This window comes from Rhodococcus koreensis (assembly GCF_017068375.1).
Lineage (GTDB): Bacteria > Actinomycetota > Actinomycetes > Mycobacteriales > Mycobacteriaceae > Rhodococcus_F > Rhodococcus_F koreensis.
Map to the genome: position 1 here is coordinate 3680812 of NZ_CP070609.1, position 24203 is coordinate 3705014.

Below are 24203 nucleotides of genomic sequence, written 5' to 3' on the forward strand. Positions count from 1 at the left end.
GAAACGGGTCAGGCGGACGCCCCCGCCGCCGGGCGCAGACGCGCGAGGACGTCCGTCAGCGTGACGACGCCGATCAGCTGCCCGTCGTCGGTGACGATCGCGAGATGGCTACGGGTCTCGCGCATCGTGTGCAACGCCTCGTACACGGCGGCGTCCGCGTCGAGGGTCAGCACCGGGCGCATCAGGTCGGCGGCAGTGACTCCCGCGCCTGCCCGCAGACTGTCCCGCGCGTGCACCACGCCCCTGATCCCGTCCTCGTCGCGCACGAGCAGCCGGAGGTGGCCGCTCCGATCCGCTGCCGCCTTGATCGCCGCGGCGGTCGCATCCGGGGCGACGCTGCTCGGGGAGGTGTTCGGCCGCACCATGTCCCGCACGGTGAGCGACTGGAGTGCCAGGGCACTGGTCAGCTGGCCGTGGTACCGCTCGTCGAGCGTGCCGACGGTCGCGGAGTGCTCGACGAGGTGACGCAGCGCATCGGGATCCTGGCCCGCCCCGACCTGGTCGACCGGTTCCACGCCGAACAGTCGCAGGCACCGGTTCGCCATCCGGTTCAGCACCAGCAGCAGTGGGCGGGTGGCCCACATGAACGCGCGCATCGGGATCGCCAGCAGGGTCGCCGATTTCTCCGGGTGCGCGATCGCCCACGACTTCGGTGCCATCTCGCCGACGACGAGGTGCAGGAACGTGACGATGATCAGGGCGAGGACGAATCCGAGGACGTCCGCGAGCCACAGCGGCGCACCCCACCCTTCGAACGCCGGGGTGAGCCAGTGATGCACGGCCGGCTTCGTGACGGCACCGAGTGCGAGGGTGCACACGGTGATGCCCAGCTGGGATCCCGCCAGCAACACCGACAGCTCGGATGCGCTGCGCAGAGCGGCCCGCGCCGCCCGACTGGTGGGGGCGGCGTCCTCGAGCCGGTGGCGACGGGCGGCGATCAGTGCGAACTCGATGGCCACGAAGAACGCGCTGGCCGCGATCAACCCGACGGTGACCACCAGAACGACCCAGGGATTACTCATCGGTCGAGTCACTCTCCACGATGCGGAGCCTCACGAACAGCGAGGATGGAACGTGCTTGTCGACCGCCCGCACCTCGGCGTCGAGGTTGCGGACGGGCGGATGGGCGTCGGCGATCAGGTCGGCCGGATCCGGGTTCAATCGGATCGCGACGACATCCCCGACGAGGGGGAGACCACCGAACTCCGCGATGACGGCGCCGGCGAGCGTCTCGAAGTCGCCGGACCGGAGGTCGTGTCCGAGGACGCGCTCCACCTCGTCGATGTGCAGGTCGCCGGGCATCGTCCAGCCCTCGGATTCGGAGCCCGTCACCGACGTGTCGCCGTCGGGATCGTGTTCGTCGGCGATCTCACCGACGAGTTCCTCCGCGAGATCCTCGATCGTGATGACGCCGGCGAACCCGCCGTACTCGTCGACGACGAGGGCCATCTCGTCCCGGGCGGCTGTCAGCTGTTCCAGCACGTCGGGCAGCGGCAGCGACGTCGGCACGACGACGGCCGCGCGGGTCCGGGACGCGGCCACCCCGTCGGCCTGGTCGCCGAGGAGGTCGTGGAGGTGGATGACGCCGCGCAGGTCGTCGGAGGAGGTCCCGACGACGGGGTAGCGGGTGTGTCCGGCGCCCATCTTCCCGAGCACGCTGCTCAAGGGTTCGTCGGCCCGGACGGTGTCGACGTGGGCGCGGGGAATCATGGCGTGCCCGGCGGTGCGGGTGGGGAAGTCGAGGATCCGGTCGAGCAGGGTCGACAGTTCCCGCGGCAGCTCACCGGCGTCGCGGGACTCGGCGACGATGTGCTCGAGGTCCCGTGCGGTCGCCGAGTGCTCGACGTCGTGGACCGGCTCGATCCGCAGCGCGCAGCAGCAGGTTCGACGACTGGTCGAACAACCAGATCAACCAGCCGAAAAGTTTCAGGTAGACGGTGGTCGACAGCGCGAGCCATCGCGCCACCGGTTCGGGACGGGCGATCGCCAGGTTCTTCGGGAACAGTTCACCGAACAGCATCTGGACGAAGGTGGAGAACAGGACGGCGAGGACGGCACCGACACCGACCCCGACCGCGGTCGGGATGCCGACGCCGCCGAGAAGTTCGCCGAGACCGCGCCCGATCAGGGGTTCGGCGACGTAACCGACGAGCAGACCGGTGACCGTGATGCCCAACTGGGCGCCGGAAAGCATGAACGAGGTGCGGCGCGTGACGGCCAGCGCGCGTGCGGCGCCCATGTCTCCCGCCTCGGCCCTGGCCTTGAGCCGCGAGCGGTCGACCGACATGTACGCGAATTCCTGCGCGACGAAATAGCCGGTCAGGGCGGTGATCAGTAATACGACGACGACGCCGAAGCCGATGCTCAGGACGGTCACCACGGTGTCACCCGCGTCGTGCGTCCGGGACTGCGGTGACCACTCTGGGGCGGGCTGGGTCTTCGGGGGCGCGAAGCGCTGGTCATGGCTCTCTCTGTAATCGGAGTACGAGCCACCCATAGTAAAGGACTCTTTACCTTTTCGGACGATGGGTGCGCAGGGTCACGCTCTCACTGCGGATGAGCCGCCGAGAACGCGCGCATCACCGCTGCCGGGATCCGCCCCTTCTCCGACACCTCGATCCCCTGAGCCCGAGCCCAGTCGCGGACGACCGCGGGGCGCTGCACGTCGACTTTCGCGGGCGCCACGGACGGGGCCGTCGCGAACGTCGTTTCGAGATCGCTCGTCGCCCGAGCCGATTCCCACTCGTGCAGGCAGGCGCCCAGCCAGCGATAGGTCCACTCCTGGCCCAGTTGCCGCGTCTCGCAGAACGTCACCGGCAGCGCCGGAAACCGGGCCTGCAATTCGGCCAGCGCCTCAGCGACCCTGGCTCCGCTGACGTGTTCGAGCTTGAACAGCCGGCTGTACCGGTCCTCGACCACCACGGCGGCCCGAGGCAATGCGCTCAACTCGGCCGCCGCGTATGTCATCCGCCCGGACAGCAGGCTCGCCGCAAGATCCTCGAGCGTCTTGCGTTCCACCACCGCCACGATCTCGTCGCCGACCTCGACCGCGTAATCTCCCGCGGACAGCCGTCGGCGAACCGTGGTCGCCTGCTGCTTCCCGAACGTGTACGGATACTTTTCGGCGGTGTCGACGACGATGTCGAGCACGCGGCCGTGGGCCCGCGCCGTCGGCACCGTGACCGCGGGCCTCGCCTGCTTCGCGGTGCGCGGCGACTGCCAGAAGATCATCTCCCGGCCCCGCGCACGGGTCATCACCAACTGGGAGCGGTTCTCCCGGGCACGGGTGAGCACCAGGTCGATCGCGGGGCCTCGCCGGGTGCACGAACGAACCTCGAGCCGCTCCAGGATCTCGGCGTCGGCGGGCCATTCGTCGGCCCGGTGGCAGTAGACCTTGGATTCGCGGGGCCAGGGCTGCTTCGCCTTGACGACGATGCCGCCCGGTCCCAGCGGAACCCGCACCAGGTAGGGAAGCGTCGAGCCGGCTTCCGGATTCCGCGCGATCAGCAGGTCGTCGGGCATATCGCCAGAATAGGGGACCAGACGCGGGACAAACCCGATTCGCGGCCGGTCAGTCAGCACTCTTGATGGTCTTCATCGTGATCAGCGACGTCACCCGCGACACCGCCGGGAGCCCGCTGAGCTTCGTGGCCATGAAGTTCTCGTACGTCGCGAGGTCGCGGACCGCGACCCGGATGAAATAGTCGGGGATCCCGAACAGCCTCCGGCATTCGATCACCTCGTCGAAGGCGGCGACCCGGGACTCGAACTGTTCGATGGTCGCCTGATCGTTCACGCCGATCTCGGCGGTGACGATCACCTGGAATCCCCGATCCAGCGCCTCCTGGCTGACGATCGCGCGGTAGCCGGTGATGACGCCGTCCGCCTCGAGTTTCTTGACCCTGCGCAGACACGGGGAGGGAGTCAGACCCACGAGGTCCGCCAATTCGGTGTTGGTCAGACTGGAGTCGTTGCGCAGGTGGTCGAGAATTGCGTGATCGATATCATCCATCGCACTATTATTGCGCACAGGGCCGATTATGGGCATTCGCTCGCAATCGCGCACCGGGATAGTTGCTATAGATTTGCGTGGTGATCGATCCAGCCCCCTTTGCCGCGACCGCAGTCGTCGACCCCGACCACCGGCACACGCCGGAATGGCGTCGGGCCCTGCAGGCATCCCTCCCCGTCGGGATCGGACTGATTCCGCTGGGGATCGCCCTCGGGGTGCTCGTGGTCCAGCAGGGACTCAACCCCTGGTGGGCGATGGTCTTCACCTCGCTGATCTACGCCGGTTCCCTCGAATTCATCGCGGTCGGCATGGTCGCCACCCTGACGCCCCTCCCTTACATCGCGCTGACCGCGCTGCTGGTGAACTTCCGGCACGTGTTCTACGCCTTGAGCTTTCCCCTCGACAGGGTCAAGGGCCGGCTCGCCCGGTTCTACAGCATGTTCGCGCTGACCGACGAGGCGTACGCCATGTCGGTCACCGGCGACCGGAGGTCGATGACCGGCCGGGTCATGGTGTACTCGCAGCTGTACCTCCACGCGTACTGGATCGGCGGGGCGATCCTCGGAGCGACTGCAGCGCAGTGGATCCCGGAGACCATCGTCGGACTCGACTTCGCGCTGACCGCACTGTTCGTCGTGCTGTCCATCGAGGCGATCCGGGCCCAGAGCGGTTTCGCGGTTCCCACGATCGCCGTGGCATGCGCCCTGACCGCGCGACTCGTCGACGCCGAACACATGCTGCCGATCGCGATGGGCGCATTCGTGAGCCTGCTCGTCGTCCGATACTTCGTCACGCGGAGAAAGGTGCCCGCCGATGCCTGACCCCGGTTACATCCTCGCGGCCGTCGCGATCATGGCGGTGGTCACGTTCGCCCTGCGGGCGATCCCGTTCGCGATCGTCATGCCGATGCGGTCGTCCGCGCTCGTCGGCTACCTAGGTGTTTACATGCCTGCCGGGATCATGCTGATCCTGGTGGCGTACTCGCTGAAGAACGTCTCCGTCACCGCGCCGTCGCACGGGATCCCCGAATTGATCGCGGTGGGGGCCACGGCCGCGGTACAACTGTGGCGTAAGAACGCGGTGCTCTCGATCGTCGTCGGGACCGGTCTGTACGTCGTCCTGATGAACTGGGCATTCGCCTGAGCCCGGCGCGCCTCACGTTCTACGATGCAACCACACGGGTAGGCAGGAACCACAAGACAGTCGGCCGTTTCTCGGGAAGGACGCACTGATGAGTGAACAAGAAGTTGGTTCGGTGACGGGTCTACGGGACAAGGACTACAACCTGATCTGGTTCGTCGAAGCGTCACTGAGCAACGCTCTGCGTCTCGAGGGCTACATCTCCGACGCCGACATGGACGGCGACGCCGAGTTGGCCGACTTCTTCCGCCGCGCCCAGGCCGTGAGCCGGAAGGGCGGCGATCTGGGCAAGGCGATGCTCGCCGCCCGCCTCGGGAAGGAAAAGAAGGAACAGTAAGGTCCACCGCACAACGAAAACCGCCGGCACCCGAGGGTGCCGGCGGCTTCTGCGACGGTGCCGTCATATCGCCTCTCGGCAAGTGGTCGCTCTCGGCGACGAATTTAATGTGGTACCCGGGGTATGTCCGACACCGTCAGCGGGTTCAACAGTACCGTCCTCGGAGATATTCCGCGATATTCCGCGCCCCCGGAATCACCCCGACTCCGGAACAAGCGTCCGACTACCCGAACCGGGAGCGAACCCATGGTCATCGTCGCCGGACACATCACCGTCGAACCGGAGCAGCGCGAGTCCTACCTCGCAGGCTGCGTGAGCGTCGTCGAACAGGCGCGCGGCGCGGCCGGCTGCCTCGACTTCGCCATCTCGGCCGACCTGATCGACCATGGCCGCATCAACATCTTCGAGCGCTGGGAGTCGCAGGCGGCGGTCGATGCCTTCCGCAGCAGCGGCCCCAGCGACGAGCAGGGCGCGGCAATGCTCACGGCGTCGGTAGCCGAGTACGACGTCGCCGACGAGCGGGCGTTGTTCGGCGAATGATCGCGCACGATCGCGATCCGGCAGTCGTCGCGGCGTAGACCTGGCACGATGGCGGGGTGACCGATTCCGATCGCGTCCTCGTCCTCGGCTCGGGGTTCGCCGGTTTGTGGGCCGCGCTGGGAGCCGCGCGGCGGCTCGACGAACTCGGCGCAGCCGGCACCGTCGATGTCACGGTGATCAGCGCGATGCCCTTCCACGACATCCGGGTCCGCAACTACTAGGCGGACCTGAGCGCGTGCCGCATCCCGCTGAGCGACCTGCTCGACCCCGTCGGCGTCGGGGCATCGCCGCCGAGGTGACCGCGATCGACACCGCGGCGCGCACCGTCACCGTCTCGGGCGACGGGGCAGGGGCACGCAGCGGTACGACCGATTGGTCCTGGCGCTGGGCAGTCGGGTGGCGAAGCCCGACATCCCCGGTCTGCGGGAATTCGGCTTCGACGTGGACACATACGACGGCGCGATGAAGTTGCAGCGTCACCTGGCCACACCGTCCAACGGCCGAGCGGGCGTGGGCGCGGCGACCGCGGCGGTCGACGACTATCTGCGCGTGATCGGCTCGCCCGGAGTGTTCGCCGCCGGTGACGTCGCCGCGGCGCGGGTGGACGAGGGCCACCTGTCGGTGATGTCGTGCCAGCACGGGCGCCCGATGGGCCGCTACGCGGGCTACAACGTCGTCGGCGATCTACTCGGGGAGCCGATGTTGCCGCTCCGGATCCCCTGGTACGCCACGATTGATTCTCGACCTCGGACCGGCCGGCGCGGTGTACACCGAGGGGTGGGATCGCCAGGTGGTGACGCGCGGCGCGCAGGCCAAAGCCACGAAGATCACCATCAACACCCAACGCGTCTATCCCCCGTTGAACCGCGACCGCGACGCGCTGCCGGCCGCCGCCGCGCCGACGCTGCAGGCACGGCCCGATCCCGGACAGTGACCGTCCGGACCTTCCGAGGACTTCGCCGCAGTCATCGCCGATTGACCCGGCCGCTTCCTGAACAGCAGCTTTTCAGTCGATAGCCACTGCGTGGTGCCGCGCCATCCACGTGGTGAGCCACTTAGGTCTTGCGTTGATGCCAACATGGTGCCATAGTGGTGCCATGCACTTGATCTCGTTTGAGAGACATCGCGACCGCACCACCGGCTGAGCCGATCGAGGATGCGGCCAATGCATCCCGCTACACCACGTCCCCGACCTGCGAGACGTGCCACCTACCCACGACGAAGGGGACAACCATGCCCAATTTCGAGACACCCGAACCGATTTCCGTCACGCTCGGCCTCGGCGTCGGCAATGTGTGGATCACCGCGAGCGACCGGACCGACACCGTCGTCGATGTGCATCCGAGCGACGACTCCGACGAGTCGGACGTCCAGGCCGCCCAGCACGTCCGCGTCGACTACGCGGACGGCGTTCTTCAGGTCACGGGACCGAAGGCGCGCGCCTTCGACTTCTCCCGCAAGACCCGGTCGGTGAACGTGTCGATCGAATTGCCCAGCGGTTCACGGGTATCCGGCTCGTTGCAGGTGGGAAACCTCAGTGGCACGGGCCGGCTCGGGGAGTGCACGTTCAAGACCTCCGCCGGGAACGTCCGACTCGAGCGGACCGGTTCCTTGCGCGTGAACACCGCGGCCGGTGACGTCACCGCGGACGGCGTCGCGGGCAACGCCGAGATCCGCACCGGCTCCGGGAAGGTACGCATCGGCGAGACCGCGGGCTCCGTGGTCGTGAAGAACTCCAACGGCGACACCACGATCGCCGCGGTCACCGGGGACGTCCGCGTGCGCTCGGCGAACGGCGCCATCTCCGTCGACCGGGCCGGCGCGAGTGTCGAGGCGAAGACGGCCAACGGCAGCATTCGCATCGCCGACGTGGCCCACGGCTCGGTCGAGGTCGGGACCGCGATGGGCGACCTGGAGATCGGCATCGCCGAGGGCACCGCCGCTCGGCTGGACGTGAAGTCCAAGTTCGGGCGGGTACACAACGCGCTGGACGACATCACCCGGCCCGCGGCGTCCGACAGGACGGCCGAGGTGCGTGCGCACACCTCGTTCGGCGGCATCACGATCCGCCGTTCCTGATCCATTTCCGGCCCTGGAGTACAGGAGAACCCATGACCGTCAAGCACACTCACCCGGCACGAGAAGGACATCCGATGAGCCGAACCGTTCCCGTCCCGCACGGCCTCCCGATGGATCGCGATGCGGGACCGTTCGACCCGCCCAGCGCAATCACCCGGCTGCGCGACGCTCGACCCGTCAGTCCGCTGGTCTTCCCCGACGGTCACGAGGGCTGGCTCGTCACCGGCTACGACGCGGTCCGCCGGCTTCTGGCCGACACCCGGTTCAGCTCGCGCCCGGACATCGGCATTCTGCACGTGCCGTACGAGACGCCCGGCATGCCCGCCGCCACCGAGCCGTCCCCGCAGGTCCCGGGGTTGTTCATCGCGATGGACCCGCCCGACCACACCCGGTTGCGGCGCAAGCTCACCGGCGCCTTCACCGTGCGACGCATGAAGCAACTCGAGGAGCACATCGTCGACGTCGTCGAGCGGCAACTGGACGAGATGGCGCGCCTGACCCAGCCGGTCGACCTGGTCAAGGAGTTCGCACTGCCGGTGCCGTCGCTGGTGATCTGCGAACTGCTCGGCGTCCCCTACGCGGACCGGGAGACTTTCCAGGTCAACACGGCCAAGTTCCTGGTCAAGGACCAGGCGCTCGACGAGAAGATGGCCGCGTACGGCGCGCTGACCACGTACCTGGCCGAACTGGTCGCGCTCAAACGTGCCGCACCCGGCGAGGACATCCTGTCCGACCTGGCCCGCGACGACGACCTCACCGTCGAGGAGCTGATCGGCATCGCATTCCTGCTGCTGCTCGCGGGCCACGAGACGACCGCCAACATGCTGGCACTGGGCGCCTTCGCGCTCCTGGAGCACCCCGAGCAGCTGGCCGAACTCCGCGCCGACCCGGAGTTGATGCCCGATGCCGTCGAGGAACTCACGCGCTACCTGGCCGTCGCCGACATCTTCTATCGCTACGCCACGGAGGACATCGAACTCGGCGGCGAAACGATCGGGAAGGGATCGACCGTCGTCGTCTCCCTGCTGGCCGCCAACCGCGACCCCCTGCGTTTCGACAACCCCGATGCCCTGGACATCCACCGCAAGGCCCGCGGTCACCTGTCCTTCGGCCACGGCGTCCACCTGTGCCTGGGCCAGCAACTGGCCCGCCTCGAGATGCGCGCCGGCTTCGAGGGACTGCTGCGCCGCTTCCCGAATCTCGAACTCGCCGTCCCGGCGGGCGAGGTGAAGCTCAAGTCCGACATGAACATCTATGGCGTGCATGAACTTCCGGTGTGCCTTCGGCCCGTGAGTACTTATTAACGTCGGGCGGTCAATAAGTACTCACGGGGGATGCGCGCTACAGCGAGCGCGATCGCGTGTGGAGCGGAGAACCCAACGGCGCACTCGTCGACGAGATGACCGGCGCACGCCCGGGACGCGCCCTGGACGTCGGCTGCGGTGAAGGCGCCGACGCACTCTGGCTCGCCCGCCAGGGATGGGCCGTCACCGCGCTGGACATTTCGCAGATCGCCGTCCACCGGGCCCGGGCCCACGCAGACAGGGAAAACGTGGACATCACCTGGGTGCTGAGCGGACTGCTCGATGCCGAGTTACCCGCGGGTGGTTTCGACCTGGTCTCAGCCCAGTACCCCGCCCTGCGCATAACCGCCGACCGTGCCGCCGAACGCGCGCTGATCTCCGCCGTCGCACCGGGCGGCACCCTGCTGATCGTGCACCACGACATCCGCGACGCGGCCGCGGCACGCGAGCACGGCTTCGAACCCGATGAGTGGGTCACACCCGGTGATGTGGCAGCGCTACTCGATAACAGCTGGCACACCGACGTCAACGAAGTGCGGGAACGCTCGATCAGCGGCGGCGCGGGCGCACACCACACCCACGACGTGGTCCTGCGCGCCCACAGGCGCGGTGGGCAACCATCACACCAACCAGCCCCGAGACCAAAGGCCACGCGGCCCACACCACGTCCTCCTACTCCGCCGCGGTCAGTTTCTGATCCGGCATCCGCAGACTCCGCGCGCAGGCCATCGTCAAGTCGTCGCTGAATGCGGGGACCTGGTGCGCAGGTTCGACGTCAGTGGAGCGGTACGGAGGCCTGAGGCGAACGCGTACAACTCCCGACCTGTCTCGTCGTTACGCGTGACGCTGCGAGAACGCCCGGGAAGAACTAGGAGTTCTGTTCGTCATGTGTTTGCTCGACCATCCACGCCGCGATCTGCGCCCTCGAGGTGAATCCGAGTTTTGCAAGGACATGCTCGACGTGCCCTTGTGCTGTGCGTTGGGATATCACGAGTTTCGTGGCGATTGCTCTGTTTGTGAGTCCCTGTGCAACGAGAGTGGCTACTTCCAGCTCCCGTTTGGTCAGAGTCGTCGAATCTGAGGTTGAAGCTGGCGACGCTGTCGGGAACTGCTCGTCGAGCGCATAAGCAAGGGCTTCCTCGTAGCCGAAAGCCTCGCCTTGCGCGTAGGCCGATTGGAATGCCCGGTCACCGAGCACTCGACGTGTGCGGCGTTCGCACTCCTCGTGATAAAGGAGAAGATTCGGAACAATGGCGGTGCGGCCGCCGACCTTCTTCCCGAGGGACTCGGCGCTTCCCAACAGTATGGCGGCGCGTTGCGCCCTTTGATCACCCGCAGCGATCCAAGCCAGCGCTTCCAAGCACCATGCAGAGGTAAGAGGGTCATCCACGACTCGCGTGAGTTGCAGGCCTTGTTCGAGCAGTGTGGTGGCGCGAACAGGGTCACCTTGCTGCGCAACCAGCATTCCAAGGATCCACAGTGCATATGACCGGTACACAGACTCGCCGCGAGGCTCGGCGAGTGAAAGCACCTCCTCGTGACATGCGACCGCTCGTTCAATGTCCCCGTTCAGTCCGCAGGCCAGTCCGAGTCCGAGCAGATCGCCAATCACTCTGTGAATGTTGCCGCCCTTGCGGAAGAAATTGACAGCGGACTCGAAACAGGCGACGGCATGAGCGAGGTCCCCGGCGTACAGCGACAGGCGCCCTTCATCGGAGGTGACGAGCGCACCCATCTCGTCACCGCCGATCTTGGTTGCGACGACGCGCGCCTCTTCGATGCGAGCCGCAGCTGCGCGGAGGTCCCCCTGCACTCCGGCTAACATGCTGTCGGCGCAGAGCGCTTTGACTCGTCCGGTACTTGGTTGGCCGCCCTGACTGGCGAGGGCGAGGTCAAGCCAATGTCTTCCCTCACCCAAAGGACTACGCAAACGCCAGAACGGATAGAGGGCAGCGGCGATCTCCACGCCCGACTCCGATTCAGTCGGATCTGTCATCGAAAATTTGAGTGCCTCACGAAGATTCGTTTGTTCTCGCTGCAATCGCGTTATCAGCTCCACTTGTGACGGGCTTATCCATTCCACCTCCGCCCGCAGCGCCATCTTTTTGTACCAGTCGCGGTGGCGACGCCTAAGCTGCGAATCCTCCCCTGCCTCCTGCAACTTCTCACGTCCGTACTCGCGCAACGTCTCTAGAAGCCGGTACCGCACGACCTTGCCGGGCTCCTCTCGGATGAGAATTGATTTGTCGACGAGCGAAACTACGTGATCGAGCAATCGTCCGGAATTCAATTCGTCTGCGCAGATTTCCTCCGCCGCATCGAGTTCGAATCCTCCTGCGAACACTGACAATCGGGCCCACAATTGTCGTTCGTGCGTGGTGCACAGTTCGAAGCTCCAGTCCATGGAAAGGCGCAGAGTCTGCTGACGGCCTGGCGCAACCCTGCTGCCACCTGTTAGCAATTTGAATCGGTCCGTGAGACGCTGCAAGATCTGCGTTACCGACATCGCTCTGAGCCGCGCCGCCGCCAGCTCGATGGGTAGCGGGAGACCTTCCAAGCGGGAGCATATTTGGGCGACCGCCAGCTGGTTGTCCTCAGTTAGCTCGAAACCCGGGAGTGCGGCTGCAGCCCGCTCGGCGAAGAGGGTCACGGATTCGTATCGCGGAAGACTTCGTAAGGAAACTGAACGGTACGGATCCGGTACCGCCAGCGGGGGAACTCTCATTGCGGATTCGCCGCCGATACCGAGCGGTTCCCGGCTCGTGGCCAGGATACGCAGGTCCGAACAGGATGTGAGCAGCGTTTCGACGGACTTCGCGACCTCGTCAACGAGGTGCTCACAATTGTCCAGGACCAACAGAAGTTGTCGGTCCCTGAGATACTCGGCCAGCATTGTCAACGTCGGGCGAAATGATTGTTCTCTAAGTCCCAGACCGGTAGCGATGGTGTCCGGCACGAGAACGGGGTCTCGCAGGTCGCCGAGTCCTACCAGCCAGACTCCGTCACGGAATGCGCGCTTCACCTCCGCCGCAACCCGCAAAGCCAACCTTGTTTTACCGACTCCTCCAACTCCTGTCAGTGTTAACAGGCGGGAGGAGGACAGCAACCGTCTTGCCTCTGCTACTTCATGGCGACGACCGACGAAACTAGTCAGTTCTAGGGGCAAGTTTCCTAAATTGCTCCGAACGCCGGCTGCCATCCCATCGTCACTCTCGTCGAGATTCTTCACACAACCGTACCCGTTGGCGCCTTCACCTGGCATGGGTTGTCGGACTGTGCCCGCCGGAATTACAGTCCCTATTGACTCGGCTGGAAATCTCCGTCCTGCGCATCGGATTGTCCCCACCGGCGCCGGTTGGATCTCGTGTGAATCGGCCCGCATACATCATTGGTCGGTGATGCGCGACCTCATGTGGCGCGTCGACCCCGTTCGTCCTGGCATTCGCCTTGAATCTAGGACCATCCCAAACCGTCCTTGCGCTGGCGCGTAGCGGGCGTACATGCTTGTGTTTCCCTCCGGGGTGGTACGGCTCAGCCGCCTTGACGAAGACATCCAGATCATGGGTCAGCCCTGGAACAACAGCAGCGCGAAATCGCCGGCAAGCACGCCAGGTCGACGAAGTTGCCGTTCGCCCACTTTCGTTGCTGGACAGCAATACTCCGCCGCGGATCGCCGGTAGTGGAGTAGGTGACTGCCGATCATGAGGATTCGCTTTCAAAGTCAGTCGATCCTGGGCAATGACTGCCAGACCATGGATAAAGGTTCGACGCGATCGTTCGTAGGGCCAACTACAACGTCGCGATCAGCACCACCGCGGAGGCCGGAGTGGAGCAGTGCCGCATCCGTCAGGGAGCGTCTCCACCCCGTAGGTTGCGACATCCCCGCAACCTGCCGGAAGGTACCCGCACGCTCCGCGGTCCGTAGGGAGGCGATGGATGGGGACAGCACCCTGGACCGCTACCGAACTCACGATGGGCCTGCGGTACCATTAATACTATGATTGGACAGGCACGTGGCATCGTTGTGCGCCCCCGGAGGCGACGCCATGCCCGCTAACGCCGACGATTCACGGGCCACGCCTGTCCGTAAAGCTATCCACGAAGACCGAGTCCCTCGTCGGCGAACCAAGAGCCGGCGATCCCACAAGGCTGCCGTTGAAATCGCCCAGCTCATCGTCGATGACATTACCGATGACCGACTGGCGCCGGGAACACGGTTGCAGAGCGAACGAGACATGGTCGCCCGCTTCGAGGTGGGTCGCGGAACGCTACGTGAGTCGCTGCGATTCCTGGAGATGAGCGGGGTTCTGACAATGAAAGCTGGGCCCCAAGGCGGCCCCTTTGTTGCGGATCCTGATGCCCACGATCTCGCCGGCTCCCTCGGACTGTTCCTGCAGCTTCGAGCCGTGCCCTTCAGTCAGATCATCGCAGCCCGCGAGATTCTCGAGCCGGAGCTGGCAGGGCGGGCCGCCGTAGGTGCGTCAGAGGAAATCCGAGAGCTCATCGCGGACTCCATAGCTGGGATGGAAGCCTTCCTCGACAACGACGAGAACTTTCGCGCGGAAAACGACCGGTTCCACGCTGCGATCGCTACCGCAGCGGGGAATGATCTCTTCACCCTCCTTATCGTGTCGCTTCACCAGATCACCGATGGCATGCCGTTGGGTGTCAGCTACTCGATCGAGAATCGCGCCGCTGTGCTCAAGGCACACGTCACTATCGCTGACACGATCCGTGCTGGCGACCCCGAAGGCGCCCGGTGGGCGATGCGCCGGCATATGCGCGAGTTTCATGAGTTCGTAAAACGGCGGTACCCGGAGGCCTACGAGCGGCCCGTGAAGTGGCGTGACGTTGCGCAGTAGAACGCGGGTCTCGTTGCCGCATCGCGAACTGGCGTGATCCGTGTGTTCGCGTGAATTCTCGGTGTTGTAGACGAATGACGAGGGCCAAATTGACGCCTGAGCTGCTGCATCCTCGCGAGACTGCGGTCGATGGCAGGCAGGCCGCGGACTACCCCTTCAGCGAATACGGCCTCGCGCGGTTTCATTTCACCTCCGCGCGGCGTGGTGCCGCGCTGCGTCTCGTCGCGAGGAAGAGGGTGAGAACGAAACCGAGGACAAGCAGCGGGACGGTCGCGAGGAAGGTGCTGGCGACGGTGTCCGAGAACGCCTCCAGGAGTGGAATCTTCACCGCGGGCGATAGAGATGCGATGGTATCGGTCTTGGTGGGATCGAACTCGGCCGGCAGGGCCGAATGGTTCAGCGCAGTGGTCAGTCGCGGGTTGAAGGCGTGGTTGAACGCGGCCCCGAACGCTGCGACACCGAAAGCTGCTCCCATCGAGCGAGAGTATGTGACCATGGCGCTGGCCGCGCCCAGGTCGGCGGGGTCGACGGCGTTTTGGACGGCGGCCATGATGACCATCGGCACCATTCCGATGCCGATACCGACCACAGCGAAGTAGAGGCCTAGTACCCAAGCGCTGGTCTGGGCGCTGAGGGTGGCCAGCAGAAGCAGTCCGACAATGTTCAGTGCCATGCCCGCAACGAGGCAGAGTTGCCACTTACCGGTACGTCCGGTCCATCGGCCGGCGAGCGCTTGGCTGATGACGAGGCCGAGGACAAGCGGGAGCATATGTACGCCCGAGAGTGTTGCGGAAACGCCGTGCACTACCTGCAGATAGGTGGGCAGGTAGACCAGCACACAAAACATCGCGAAATTGGCGATGAAGCCGACGAGTGCGGCAATGGATACCGTTGTGGTCGTCAACATGGGCAGTGGCAATACCGGTTCGGGTGCCCGGCGTTCGGCCGGAAGGAGGACGAGGAGCAAGACCACGGCCGCCGCCGCAAGGGCAATGGTGCGGGGGGAGATCCAGCCCCACTGATCACCAAAGGAGACGATCAGCACCAGGCAGACCGATAGGGCCGCGAGAATCGTCGCTCCGAGGTAGTCGATGGGACCAGTCCGGCGCTTGGCGCCCGCGGGTAGGTTCCGCGAAGCGAGTAGCAAACCGACCAGGCCGATGGGGAGGTTGATCAAAAAGGCCCAGCGCCAGGAGAGTTGGTCGGTGAATACGCCTCCCAATACAGGACCGAGAATGCTGGCTACGCCGTAGACGCCACCGAACATACCTTGGTATCGGCTCCGGTCCTCCGGACCGGCCACATCCCCCACCAGTGCAAACGTGAGGACCAGCATTCCGCCGCCGCCCAAGCCCTGTAGGGAGCGTGCCGCTACGAGCTGAATCATGTCCTGGGCCAGTCCGCACAATCCGGATGCGACGAGGAACACGGCCATGGCAACCAGATAAAGGCGTCTGCGGCCGAACATGTCGCCGAGCTTTCCCCACAGCGGTGTCGATGCCGTTGTCGCGAGGAGGTAGGAGGCGCTGACCCAGGCGATGTACGCGAACCCGCCCACGTCGGAGGCGATCGCAGGCAGCGCGGTTGAGACGATCGTCTGGTCGAGGGCTGCGAGCAAAACTGCCATTATCAGCGCGCTCATGGCAAGACCTGCCGATGGCACTGTTCCGGCGTGCTCGGCAGAGTTCTGTGCGGGTTCCGTGGACGACGTGACTGTAAGGTAATAACATGGTGTTTTGCGGTTTGAGTCGGGTCGGTGCGGTAGGGCGGTTGTGAGCGAGGTCGACGGGCGGTTGCGGGAGCGGTTCGAGGTCTTGTTGCCGCATCTGAACGAGCGGCAGCGGCGTTTGGCGTTGGCGGCGGAGGCCCGGTCGCTGGGGCATGGCGGGGTGCGGGCGGTGGCCCGGGCGGTCGGTGTCAGCGAGACCACGGTTCGCAGGGGCGTGTTCGAGTTGGAGGCCGGCGAGCATCCGGCACCGACGGGTCGGGTCCGCCGTCCGGGTGGGGGCCGCAAGGGTGCGGACGCGCTGAATCCGCAGCTGGTGCCTGCGTTGTTGGCGCTGGTCGAGCCGGATGAGCGTGGGGATCCGGAGTCTCCGTTGCGGTGGACGACCAAGTCGCTGCGACACCTGGCCGAGGAGCTGACCCGGCAGGGCCATCCGGTGTCCGCACCGACGGTGGGACGATTGTTGCGGGACAACGGATTCAGTTTGCAGGCCAACGCCAAGACGTTGGAAGGCGAGCAGCACCCGGACCGGGACGTGCAGTTCCGCTACATCAACGAGCAGGTCAAGGCGCACCAGGACGCGGGCGAGCCGGTGATCAGCGTCGATTCGAAGAAGAAGGAACAACTCGGCCAGCTGCCCACCCCGGGGCGCGAGTGGCGCCCGCAGGGCGATCCGGTGCGGGTGGTCGATCACAGCTTCTTCACCGGACCGAATGCGGAACGGGCCATCCCGTACGGCGTCTACGACCTGACCACCGACGCCGGTTGGGTCAATGTCGGCGTCGACCACGACACCGCCGCGTTCGCGGTCGCCTCCATCCGCCGCTGGTGGCAGGCCCGCGGCGCCGCCGACTACCCGCACGCGCGCCGGCTGCTGATCACCGCCGACGCCGGTGGCTCCAACAGCTACCGGTACCGGTTGTGGAAGGCCGAATTGGCCGCACTGGCAACCGAGACCGGGTTGGCGATCACGGTCTGCCACTTCCCGCCCGGCACCTCGAAGTGGAACAAGATCGAGCACCGGTTGTTCTCCCAGATCACCATGAACTGGCGGGGGCGGCCGCTGACCAGCCACGAGGTCGTGGTCAAGACCATCGCCTCCACCCGCACCCGCACCGGGCTGCGCGTGGACGCCGAGCTGGACACCGGCGACTACCCGATCGGGATCTCGGTTGGTCGAGACGAGTTGCGCGCGTTGCCCATCCGCCCGCACGCCCAGTGCGGAACGTGGAACTACACCATCGAACCCACTCACGCCGACGCCGCTCCGGTTCCCGGCCGGGACCGGGAAGGCGAGCGTGCCGCGGCCGTCGCGATGCTCGCCGACCCGCGCCTGACCGGCATGACTGGCGACGAGCTGGACGAACTCACCGCACGGCTGGCACCGGCCCAGGCCGCCCGCGCCGAGCAACGCCGCTGGCACCAACGCGGCGGCCGGCGCCGCAATGCCCCGGGTGCCGGTGGGCGACGGCTGCTGTCGGACGCCGCGGCCCTGCTGATCACCGTCGTGTATCTGCGGCAGGTCTGCCCTCAGCGGGTGCTCTCGGATCTGCTCGGGGTGAATCCGAACTCCATCGGCGAAATCATCGCCGAAACGCGGATGCTGCTCGACGAACACGGCCATCACGTCACCCCGACCATCGGGCTTCGCTTCAGCACCGCCGCAGACCTCGCGGGATTTCTCCGTGACGGCACGGCACCCGACCCGACACCGAATCGGCCGCTCCCCGAGGCACTGTCGCATCCGGCTCTGACCGGCATGAGTCGCCGGCAACTGGGCGACCTCGTCAAACGCCTCGCCGTCCGGCAGGCCGCCCTGGTCGAACGGCGCCGCTACACCCAACGCGGCGGCGAACGCATGCCCGGGGGCCGCGGCGGAATCTTCCTCCAGAAGATCACCGATGCCGAACGCGTCCTGGCCACCGTTCTGCACCTGCGGCGACTTTGCAACCGCGCCGTCCTGGCCGAACTGTTCCAGGTCAGCCCTCGCACCATTGGCAATGCCCTGCTCGACGTGCGGCCACTGCTCGAACAGGACGGCTACACCCCGGCACCGGCACCCACCCGCTACCGCACCGCCGCCGCCCTCCTCGCCGCCATACCACCACGAGATGACGACACAACCGAATCGACACATTAATTCCTTACAGTCACGACGGAGTAGGCATGATTACCTCGGATCTGCAATGAAGGGCCTAGGGCACCTGCCTGACCAAGTCCGTCCCCCGGAGGGACGCAGGCGTTCCCCAAACGTTTCTAACTAACTGGTTGTTTGTCAGAATAGCATCCATACAACCAACCGGTTAGTTATCAAATGTGGTCTTTCGCACACAACCCGTCCACGATCACCGACCGGCCACGGAGAAATGCTGGAGACTCGGAAACACCGTGTTGGCGTGGATCAACGCGGGTCTTGCGGGCGCTCCGTCGAGCCGGAAGCCTGGTTGCGTTCCGATGCGGGATGTTCGGAGCCGACCAGGACGTCATCGAGGAAGGTGGACGGCACCAGTTCCCAATTGCTCTGCCAGTGGCCGTTTTCGACGTCTTGTCTCAGCTCACGGACGAGTGGGAGGACGTGTGGTCCACCGTCGAGCAGGTACTGCCTCAGGCCGATGCGGGCACATTTCGCCATGACTGCTGTGAGGAGGTGTTTGGCTTGCTCGGTGCGTCCGGCAGCGGCGAAGGCCTCCACGAGGAGTCGCTGCGCGTCAAGTGCAGCGCGTGGCCGGCCTCGCCCCTCGAGCGTCTGCACCCATTGGCCGGCCCAATCGCAGGCGAGTGCGAGCGTCTGCGGTGTCGCGTTGGGCTCGAAAAGGAGGAGCTGGATCGCGGTTGCTTCCTCGAGCTGGACGGTGGTTTCGTCGAGGCTGTCGACGGGAGTTCGGCGATGGGAATAGGGCGTAGCTACGATGCCGTCGAGTCGTTCTCCGGTCATTGGATGGAGGAGGATTCGTTCGTAGTCCATCCGCGCCTGTAGTCGTGGGAGTCGTCGGGTGATGGCGATGCGTGTGCCTTCGTCGAGGTACCGTTTCGCAGATTCGCTGTCGTTGCGCAAGGCCTTGATCCGTGCCCCGGTGGCATAGCGGGCCAGCATGAAATCCACGACCCCGCCTTGGTCACGGATTTCGTTGCTCTCATAAAGCAGCTGTTCCGCTTCGGTGATGTGACCTTGTTCGTAGAGCAGTTCGGCGAGGAGCGCGCTGGCAAGTCGCGCAGCACGGGATTGGGTTCCGCCCAGGGTGGCACCCAAACGGAGCGCTTCGCGAAACTCGGCCTCTGCTTCGGCGAGGGCGAGTTTTTCACGGTGCGCGAGACCAGCGAAGCAATGCCCGAACATCACGCTGAAGGGGCCCGTAGTGCGATCGTGGTACGGACCCGCCCAGACTTGACGATCGATCGCGGTGTCGAATCGGAACTGATGGATGTCGACAAAAGTCGCGATGTCGGCGGCGGCGGAGACGACCCATGGGGGCAGTCTCCCTGGATCCCTCAGGCATCGGGACATCAGGTCGTCGACGCCGCCTATGCGATCCGATTCGATCGCGATGTGTCCTTGGACGACGTCAGCTTCTGAGCGCAATTCGGCGGTGTCGTGGTCGGTGCCCTGGTTCGTCTCGAGCAACCGGTAGACGCGGGCGAGTGCTGCGCGTGCACGGTGCGGCTGGACCATGGTGCACTCGGCCCACGCGGTGGTCAGTTGCAGTCGGGGACTGTGCTCGACCAACCCTGGGGGCAGTTTGGCGATCAACGCCAAAAAGCTCGCCATCTGGGCGTGTTCGAGCATGGACATGCCGTCGCGTTCGAGCAGGCGGACGGCTGTGGCTTGTTTTCCGGCCGCCAATGCATGATCAACCGCCTCACTGAGTAGCCCCCGGGTGCCGAACCATTCGGCGGCGATTTCATGCAGGGTGACGACGCGGTCGGGTTGATCTCTTTCGAGCCTTTTCTGGAGAAATTCCGCGAACATGTGGTGGTATCGGAACCACTGTCCTTCATCGTCGAGCCTGTGCAGGAAAAGGTCTCGTTCCTCGATGTCTTCGAGTATGGCTTGGCCTCGGTGGGATCGGGTCAGGACGGATGCCAGTGAGCCGCTGATCCGCTCGGTGACCGAGGTCGCCATCAGGTAGTCGAGCGTCTGCGGTTCGAGGGTGTCGAGCACGTTGTCCGCGAGGAACTCTCCGATGGAGTGATGCCGGCCGGACAGGTGTCCGATCAGCTCGCCGGGATCGGTGGTCTTGCGCAGCGAGAGCAAGGCCAATTGGAGTGCGGCCGCCCACCCTTCGGTGTTCGCCGATAGTTCGGTGATCGCCGTATCAGGGAGTTTCAATCCAGATTCGGCGAGAAAGGCTCTCGACTCGTCAGGGCTGAAACGCAATTGGCTGGCATCTATCTCGGTCAATTCATCGAGCACACGCATACGGCTGAGTGGAAGCCCCATCTGGGTTCGGGTGGTCACGATGATCTGGAGGTGGTGGCAACCGTTGTCGATCAGGAAGGCCAGGGCGGCGACGGTGTCCGGGTTCGTGACTCTGTGCCAATCATCGATGACCAGGGCGATAGTCCCTTCGGCCTGGTGAATCTCGTTGATCAAGGATGTGAGAATGTAATGTTCCGACTGGTCTCCGTGCTCTTCCAGGGTTAAACCCATCTCCCGGGCGAGGGCCGGCCGCACTCGCCGTATTGCCTCGATGAGATGAGACAGGAACCACACCACATTGTTGTCATCGCGGTTGACGGTCAGCCATGCGACAGCCACGCCGTCGTCGGCCAGGTTCTCGCTCCATTGGGAGGCGAGAGTGCTCTTGCCGAATCCTGTGGGTGCATGAATGACGGTCAGTCGCCGCGGTTGGCCGGCGCGCAGGGTGTCGATGAGTCGGGTGCGTGGGACCAACTCGTGAGGAGTGTTGGGCGGGCGGAACCGGGTTGCCGGGGTAGGTGGAGTCAGCTGGGCGACTCGCGCTGCCCGGTCGCCGTGTTCGGCAGGTATCTCTTCGGGTGTGCGGAGATGAGTCGGCAGAGCCATTTCGTCGACGGGGAGGTGGTGGTGGGCCTGGATTTCCCGTAGTTCGTTTCCGAAGGTCGATGCCGTCGGGGGGCGTTGATCAGGATCGCCCGCCATCGCGTGTTCGATGGCACTGCTTACGTCGTCGGGTATCCCTCCCCCGCGCAGGTCGGGTACGGGTTGGGTGGTGATTCGCAGGAATTGGGCGACGAGTTGTTCGCCGCTACGCCGCTCGAAAGCAGCATGGCCGGTGATGGCGCAGAAGAGGGTCGCGCCGAGGCTGTACAGATCCGAGACCGGGGAGGGTGGTTGCCCGTGCAGCACCTCGGGGGCGGTGAAGGCTGGCGACCCGGTGATGGTGCCGGCCGCGGTCTGGAATCCACCGCTGATCCGCGCGATGCCGAAATCGGTCAGCTGTGGTTCGTTGTAGTCGGTGAGCAGAACATTCCCTGGTTTGACGTCACGGTGCAGTACACCGAGGCGGTGTGCAGTTTCGAGCGCCCCGGCGAGCTTGACGCCCAGGCGCAGCGCCTGTGCCCATCCGAGGGGGCCGCCGCGGCGGATTCGGGTGTCCAAGGAGCCGAGCGCCCGGTACTGCATGACCAGATAGGGGCGATCACTCGCTGTCGTCCCGACCTCGTGGATATCGACGATGTGAGGGTGACCGGACAGTTGGCCCATGGCGAGCTGTTCACGGACGAACCGTTCGCGATCCGCGGCGCAGAAGTCGGCGGTCAGTACCTTGACGGCGACGGTGCGGTTGAGGGCCGACTGCTGGCAGCGGTACACGATGCCGAATCCCCCGCGCCCGATTTCCGTGGCGTCGGTGAGTCCGACCGCAGCAAGTTCGGCGACGATGCCAGGGATCGGGTCACGCTGTGTCGTCGCCAGTGGTTCTGAGCCAGCCATCGTCGTCCTCGGCGCGAACGTGAACCGTGCACATCTGTGTAGCCATCTCGTCACCTCTCGCCAGTTTTCTCAGCATAGTTCCGATAAGTTCCGGTTCCGATGGGTCCGCGCTGTGCTGCCATCGCCGCCGGCCGAGAAGGATCAGACCCCACGGCGGGGTTGAGCCGTACGAGTCTCGCTTTACCCGCACGGCGCGTCGCCTACGGCAAACACTCACCCGGCCTCGACAGCGCTGGTGTCAGCGGCCTGGAATGCGCGAGTTTCGTTGCGGCCGTGGTTTGCACTGCTATTCTCTCGGCGGCGAGAGAGGCCACGGTGCTTCCCCCTGGCCGCGACTCGACCCGGTGATGAGCAGGCCTACCCGTCAGACCGTTGTTTCGTCCGGGCCTCTAGAAGGCACCCTTGATGAGGCCACCGTCGACGCGGATCGTGGCGCCGCTGACGTACTCTGCGTAGTCGCTGCAGAGGTAGGCCACTGCACCGGCGATCTCGTCGGGGTAACCAAAACGACCCCGATCGTTGGGGATGAGCGAGTTGACCGCGTTGGGTTCGATTTCTTCCCACGTCTGCCCCCAGCCGCGAGCAGGCCCAATGCTGGTCACCAATTCCTGTGTTGCCTCCACCAGGATCGCGCCGGGCGAGACGATGTTCGACGTGACCCTGGTGTCCTCGAGTTCGCGTGCGAGTGAGACCGCCAGGTTGTGTCGTGCTGCGAGCGTCGCGTTGTACTGCGGGTGCGTGTTCATCGGCTGCAGGGCGAGACCACCGCCAATCGTGATGACGCGTCCCCAGTTCTGTTCACGCATCTGCGGCACGAGACGCTGGATCATCCGCACACCGGAAATCACATTGGTGTTGTAGGTGAACGCCCATTCGTCCGGTGTCGCGTCCGCCCACGACAGGTGTCGGTAGAAGCCTGCATTGTTGACCAGGATATCGATCGGACCGCCGGCGAGAGCCGTCTGTGCGACCGCGTCCGCACCGGGGTCGGTGGCGAGATCCCCGAGCGCTACCACGGCAGCGCCGCCGGCGTCACGAATTGTGTCGGCGACCCTATTGGTGCGGGCCTCGTCACGGCCGTGAACGATGACGGTGGCGCCCTCTGCCGCCAGAAGCTTGGCGGTCGCCTCTCCTAAGCCGGCGCTCGAGCCGGTGACCAGGGCGCGCTTTCCGGTGAGATTCAGTTCCATGTTTCCTCCTGTTGAGTGGGTCGTAATCGGTGCGCCGACCAGGGAGATGGCGCTCAGGGTGTGGTCCTCGGAGTTTCGGTGCTCGTCGCCGGAGATGGGTGCAATGAAGCACAAGTGGGTGACGGCTACGGACCAGTGGGAAAGTCTGCTGCCCGGCTCAATGCTGCCCACTTGTCGGCCTCTGCGGCGCGTTCGACGGACGATTTGTGTGCCATCTCGACGGCGCCGGCTCCGAGCAACAGCCTTCTCGGGGGATCGTCGGATTCGACGACATCGATGATCACTTTCGCTGCTCGTGCTGGATCGCCGGGTTGGGTTCCATCGTTCTCGCGCCGGTAACTGTTGACCGCGCCAACGGTGTGCTCGTAATCGGCTCCGACAGAGGGTAATTGCATCGACGACCCCTGCCAGTCGGTGCGAAACGCTCCTGGTTCGACGATGAGCACCTTGACACCGAATGGCTGCACTTCGTTGGCCAGTACCTCGGAGAATCCTTCCACGGCAAACTTCGCCGATTGGTACGCGCCCAGACCGGGAGTTCCACCAACACGTCCGCCGACGGAGGAGAACTGCACGAAGAAACCTCCGCGTTGCTTCCGTAGGACCGGAAGGGCGGCGCGGGTCACATTGACCACACCGAAGAAGTTGGTTTCGAGCTGGTTCCGGAAATCCGTGTCATCCATCTCCTCTATCGGAGCACTGTTGGCGTATCCCGCGTTGTTGACCACCACATCGAGCGCGCCGAACTCGACGACAGCGAATTGGACGGCAGCGCGCGCCGCCGCGGCGTCGGTGACGTCGAGCTGGAAGATCCGCCCACGGTCGTTGTCACCGACAAAGGTCAGATCCGCCGGGCGGCGCGCTGTTGCGACTAGGTTGTCCCCTCGATCGAGGACAGCCTTTGCGAGGTCGCGGCCGAATCCGCGTGAAGCTCCGGTGATAAGCCAAGTCTTCGCCATAGTTCTCTCCTCCACCTTTAGTAACTGACTAGTTGGTTATGCCTTTCCATCACACACCCGCCTACCAGGCGGGCCACTCCCGACTGCCCGTCGACCCTCGCCGACAGCTGGTCGGCAGAGAAAACCGGCGCGACTGCCGGGCC

At 65.2% G+C, this 24203-nt stretch carries 17 protein-coding genes and 2 pseudogenes; 10 read left to right on the forward strand and 9 right to left on the reverse strand.

Annotation, left to right across the window (positions count from 1 at the left end; translation table 11 throughout):
- Positions 1-8: 8 nt before the first annotated feature.
- From JWS14_RS16945 to JWS14_RS16960, 4 genes and pseudogenes are all read right to left on the reverse strand, one after another.
- Complete coding sequence (locus tag JWS14_RS16945; protein WP_095861658.1) at positions 9-1022, reverse strand: hemolysin family protein; 1014 nt, start codon at positions 1020-1022, stop codon at positions 9-11.
- A pseudogene (locus tag JWS14_RS16950) lies at positions 1015-2380 on the reverse strand (hemolysin family protein). The gene JWS14_RS16945 and the pseudogene JWS14_RS16950 overlap by 8 nt, the downstream one beginning before the upstream one ends.
- Positions 2381-2547: 167 nt before the next feature.
- Complete coding sequence (locus JWS14_RS16955; RefSeq protein ID WP_095861656.1) at positions 2548-3522, reverse strand: ERCC4 domain-containing protein; 975 nt, start codon at positions 3520-3522, stop codon at positions 2548-2550.
- Positions 3523-3571: 49 nt separating this feature from the next.
- Positions 3572-4012, reverse strand: coding sequence for an Lrp/AsnC family transcriptional regulator (locus JWS14_RS16960; RefSeq protein ID WP_005254660.1), 441 nt, complete (start codon positions 4010-4012; stop codon positions 3572-3574).
- Between the two features lie 80 nt (positions 4013-4092).
- Between JWS14_RS16960 and JWS14_RS16965 the strand changes: the two genes are divergently transcribed.
- From JWS14_RS16965 to JWS14_RS17000, 8 genes and pseudogenes are all read left to right on the forward strand, one after another.
- The gene (locus JWS14_RS16965) at positions 4093-4833 is read left to right on the forward strand and encodes an AzlC family ABC transporter permease (RefSeq protein ID WP_420855116.1); all 741 of its coding nucleotides are present in this window, start codon (positions 4093-4095) and stop codon (positions 4831-4833) included.
- The gene (locus tag JWS14_RS16970; RefSeq protein ID WP_206013864.1) at positions 4826-5155 is read left to right on the forward strand and encodes a branched-chain amino acid transporter permease; all 330 of its coding nucleotides are present in this window, start codon (positions 4826-4828) and stop codon (positions 5153-5155) included. Before JWS14_RS16965 ends, JWS14_RS16970 begins: the two co-directional genes overlap by 8 nt.
- Before the next feature lie 88 nt (positions 5156-5243).
- On the forward strand, positions 5244-5489 hold the full coding sequence (locus JWS14_RS16975; RefSeq protein WP_072946741.1) for a hypothetical protein: 246 nt from the start codon (positions 5244-5246) through the stop codon (positions 5487-5489).
- Between the two features lie 246 nt (positions 5490-5735).
- Positions 5736-6029 carry a putative quinol monooxygenase gene (locus tag JWS14_RS16980; RefSeq protein WP_206013865.1) on the forward strand — a complete coding sequence of 98 codons (294 nt, stop codon included), beginning with the start codon at positions 5736-5738 and terminating at the stop codon, positions 6027-6029.
- Positions 6030-6085: 56 nt separating this feature from the next.
- Positions 6086-6963 (forward strand): annotated as a pseudogene (locus tag JWS14_RS16985) (FAD-dependent oxidoreductase).
- A gap of 299 nt (positions 6964-7262) precedes the next feature.
- Complete coding sequence (locus tag JWS14_RS16990; protein ID WP_206013866.1) at positions 7263-8108, forward strand: DUF4097 family beta strand repeat-containing protein; 846 nt, start codon at positions 7263-7265, stop codon at positions 8106-8108.
- A 74-nt stretch (positions 8109-8182) separates the two neighbouring features.
- Positions 8183-9412 (forward strand): cytochrome P450, encoded by a 1230-nt coding sequence (locus JWS14_RS16995; RefSeq protein WP_206013867.1) that lies wholly within the window; start codon positions 8183-8185, stop codon positions 9410-9412.
- A 56-nt stretch (positions 9413-9468) separates the two neighbouring features.
- Positions 9469-10158, forward strand: coding sequence for a class I SAM-dependent methyltransferase (locus JWS14_RS17000; protein ID WP_241031375.1), 690 nt, complete (start codon positions 9469-9471; stop codon positions 10156-10158).
- A gap of 122 nt (positions 10159-10280) precedes the next feature.
- On the opposite strand, the gene JWS14_RS17005 is transcribed toward JWS14_RS17000, so the two are convergent.
- Positions 10281-12674, reverse strand: coding sequence for an ATP-binding protein (locus JWS14_RS17005; protein ID WP_241031376.1), 2394 nt, complete (start codon positions 12672-12674; stop codon positions 10281-10283).
- Positions 12675-13458: 784 nt separating this feature from the next.
- On the opposite strand from JWS14_RS17005, the gene JWS14_RS17010 reads away from it, so the two are divergent.
- A complete protein-coding gene (locus JWS14_RS17010; RefSeq protein WP_206013868.1) occupies positions 13459-14274 on the forward strand; it encodes a FadR/GntR family transcriptional regulator in 816 nt (271 codons plus the stop codon).
- 181 nt (positions 14275-14455) lie between these two features.
- Here the strand turns inward: JWS14_RS17010 and JWS14_RS17015 are convergent, their stop codons facing one another.
- Positions 14456-15916 (reverse strand): MDR family MFS transporter, encoded by a 1461-nt coding sequence (locus tag JWS14_RS17015; protein WP_206013869.1) that lies wholly within the window; start codon positions 15914-15916, stop codon positions 14456-14458.
- 130 nt (positions 15917-16046) lie between these two features.
- Between JWS14_RS17015 and JWS14_RS17020 the strand changes: the two genes are divergently transcribed.
- The gene (locus tag JWS14_RS17020; protein ID WP_206013870.1) at positions 16047-18140 is read left to right on the forward strand and encodes an ISAzo13 family transposase; all 2094 of its coding nucleotides are present in this window, start codon (positions 16047-16049) and stop codon (positions 18138-18140) included.
- A 261-nt stretch (positions 18141-18401) separates the two neighbouring features.
- On the opposite strand, the gene JWS14_RS17025 is transcribed toward JWS14_RS17020, so the two are convergent.
- The 3 genes from JWS14_RS17025 to JWS14_RS17035 form a co-directional block, all read right to left on the reverse strand.
- The gene (locus tag JWS14_RS17025; RefSeq protein ID WP_206013871.1) at positions 18402-21911 is read right to left on the reverse strand and encodes a serine/threonine-protein kinase; all 3510 of its coding nucleotides are present in this window, start codon (positions 21909-21911) and stop codon (positions 18402-18404) included.
- Between the two features lie 389 nt (positions 21912-22300).
- Complete coding sequence (locus JWS14_RS17030; RefSeq protein ID WP_095861648.1) at positions 22301-23101, reverse strand: SDR family NAD(P)-dependent oxidoreductase; 801 nt, start codon at positions 23099-23101, stop codon at positions 22301-22303.
- A gap of 125 nt (positions 23102-23226) precedes the next feature.
- Entirely contained in the window at positions 23227-24060 is an 834-nt protein-coding gene (locus JWS14_RS17035) for an oxidoreductase (RefSeq protein ID WP_095861647.1), read from the reverse strand.
- Positions 24061-24203 lie beyond the last annotated feature (143 nt).

Excerpts from the sequence above, each read along its gene's own strand:
- JWS14_RS16945 (WP_095861658.1), bottom strand. The coding sequence starts at position 1,022 with ATGAGTAATCCCTGGGTCGTTCTGGTGGTCACCGTCGGGTTGATCGCG.
- JWS14_RS16955 (WP_095861656.1), bottom strand. The coding sequence starts at position 3,522 with ATGCCCGACGACCTGCTGATCGCGCGGAATCCGGAAGCCGGCTCGACG.
- JWS14_RS16960 (WP_005254660.1), bottom strand. The coding sequence starts at position 4,012 with ATGGATGATATCGATCACGCAATTCTCGACCACCTGCGCAACGACTCC.
- JWS14_RS16970 (WP_206013864.1), top strand. The coding sequence starts at position 4,826 with ATGCCTGACCCCGGTTACATCCTCGCGGCCGTCGCGATCATGGCGGTG.
- JWS14_RS16975 (WP_072946741.1), top strand. The coding sequence starts at position 5,244 with ATGAGTGAACAAGAAGTTGGTTCGGTGACGGGTCTACGGGACAAGGAC.
- JWS14_RS16980 (WP_206013865.1), top strand. The coding sequence starts at position 5,736 with ATGGTCATCGTCGCCGGACACATCACCGTCGAACCGGAGCAGCGCGAG.
- JWS14_RS16990 (WP_206013866.1), top strand. The coding sequence starts at position 7,263 with ATGCCCAATTTCGAGACACCCGAACCGATTTCCGTCACGCTCGGCCTC.
- JWS14_RS16995 (WP_206013867.1), top strand. The coding sequence starts at position 8,183 with ATGAGCCGAACCGTTCCCGTCCCGCACGGCCTCCCGATGGATCGCGAT.
- JWS14_RS17005 (WP_241031376.1), bottom strand. The coding sequence starts at position 12,674 with ATGCCAGGTGAAGGCGCCAACGGGTACGGTTGTGTGAAGAATCTCGAC.
- JWS14_RS17010 (WP_206013868.1), top strand. The coding sequence starts at position 13,459 with ATGCCCGCTAACGCCGACGATTCACGGGCCACGCCTGTCCGTAAAGCT.
- JWS14_RS17015 (WP_206013869.1), bottom strand. The coding sequence starts at position 15,916 with ATGAGCGCGCTGATAATGGCAGTTTTGCTCGCAGCCCTCGACCAGACG.
- JWS14_RS17025 (WP_206013871.1), bottom strand. The coding sequence starts at position 21,911 with ATGGCTGGCTCAGAACCACTGGCGACGACACAGCGTGACCCGATCCCT.
- JWS14_RS17030 (WP_095861648.1), bottom strand. The coding sequence starts at position 23,101 with ATGGAACTGAATCTCACCGGAAAGCGCGCCCTGGTCACCGGCTCGAGC.
- JWS14_RS17035 (WP_095861647.1), bottom strand. The coding sequence starts at position 24,060 with ATGGCGAAGACTTGGCTTATCACCGGAGCTTCACGCGGATTCGGCCGC.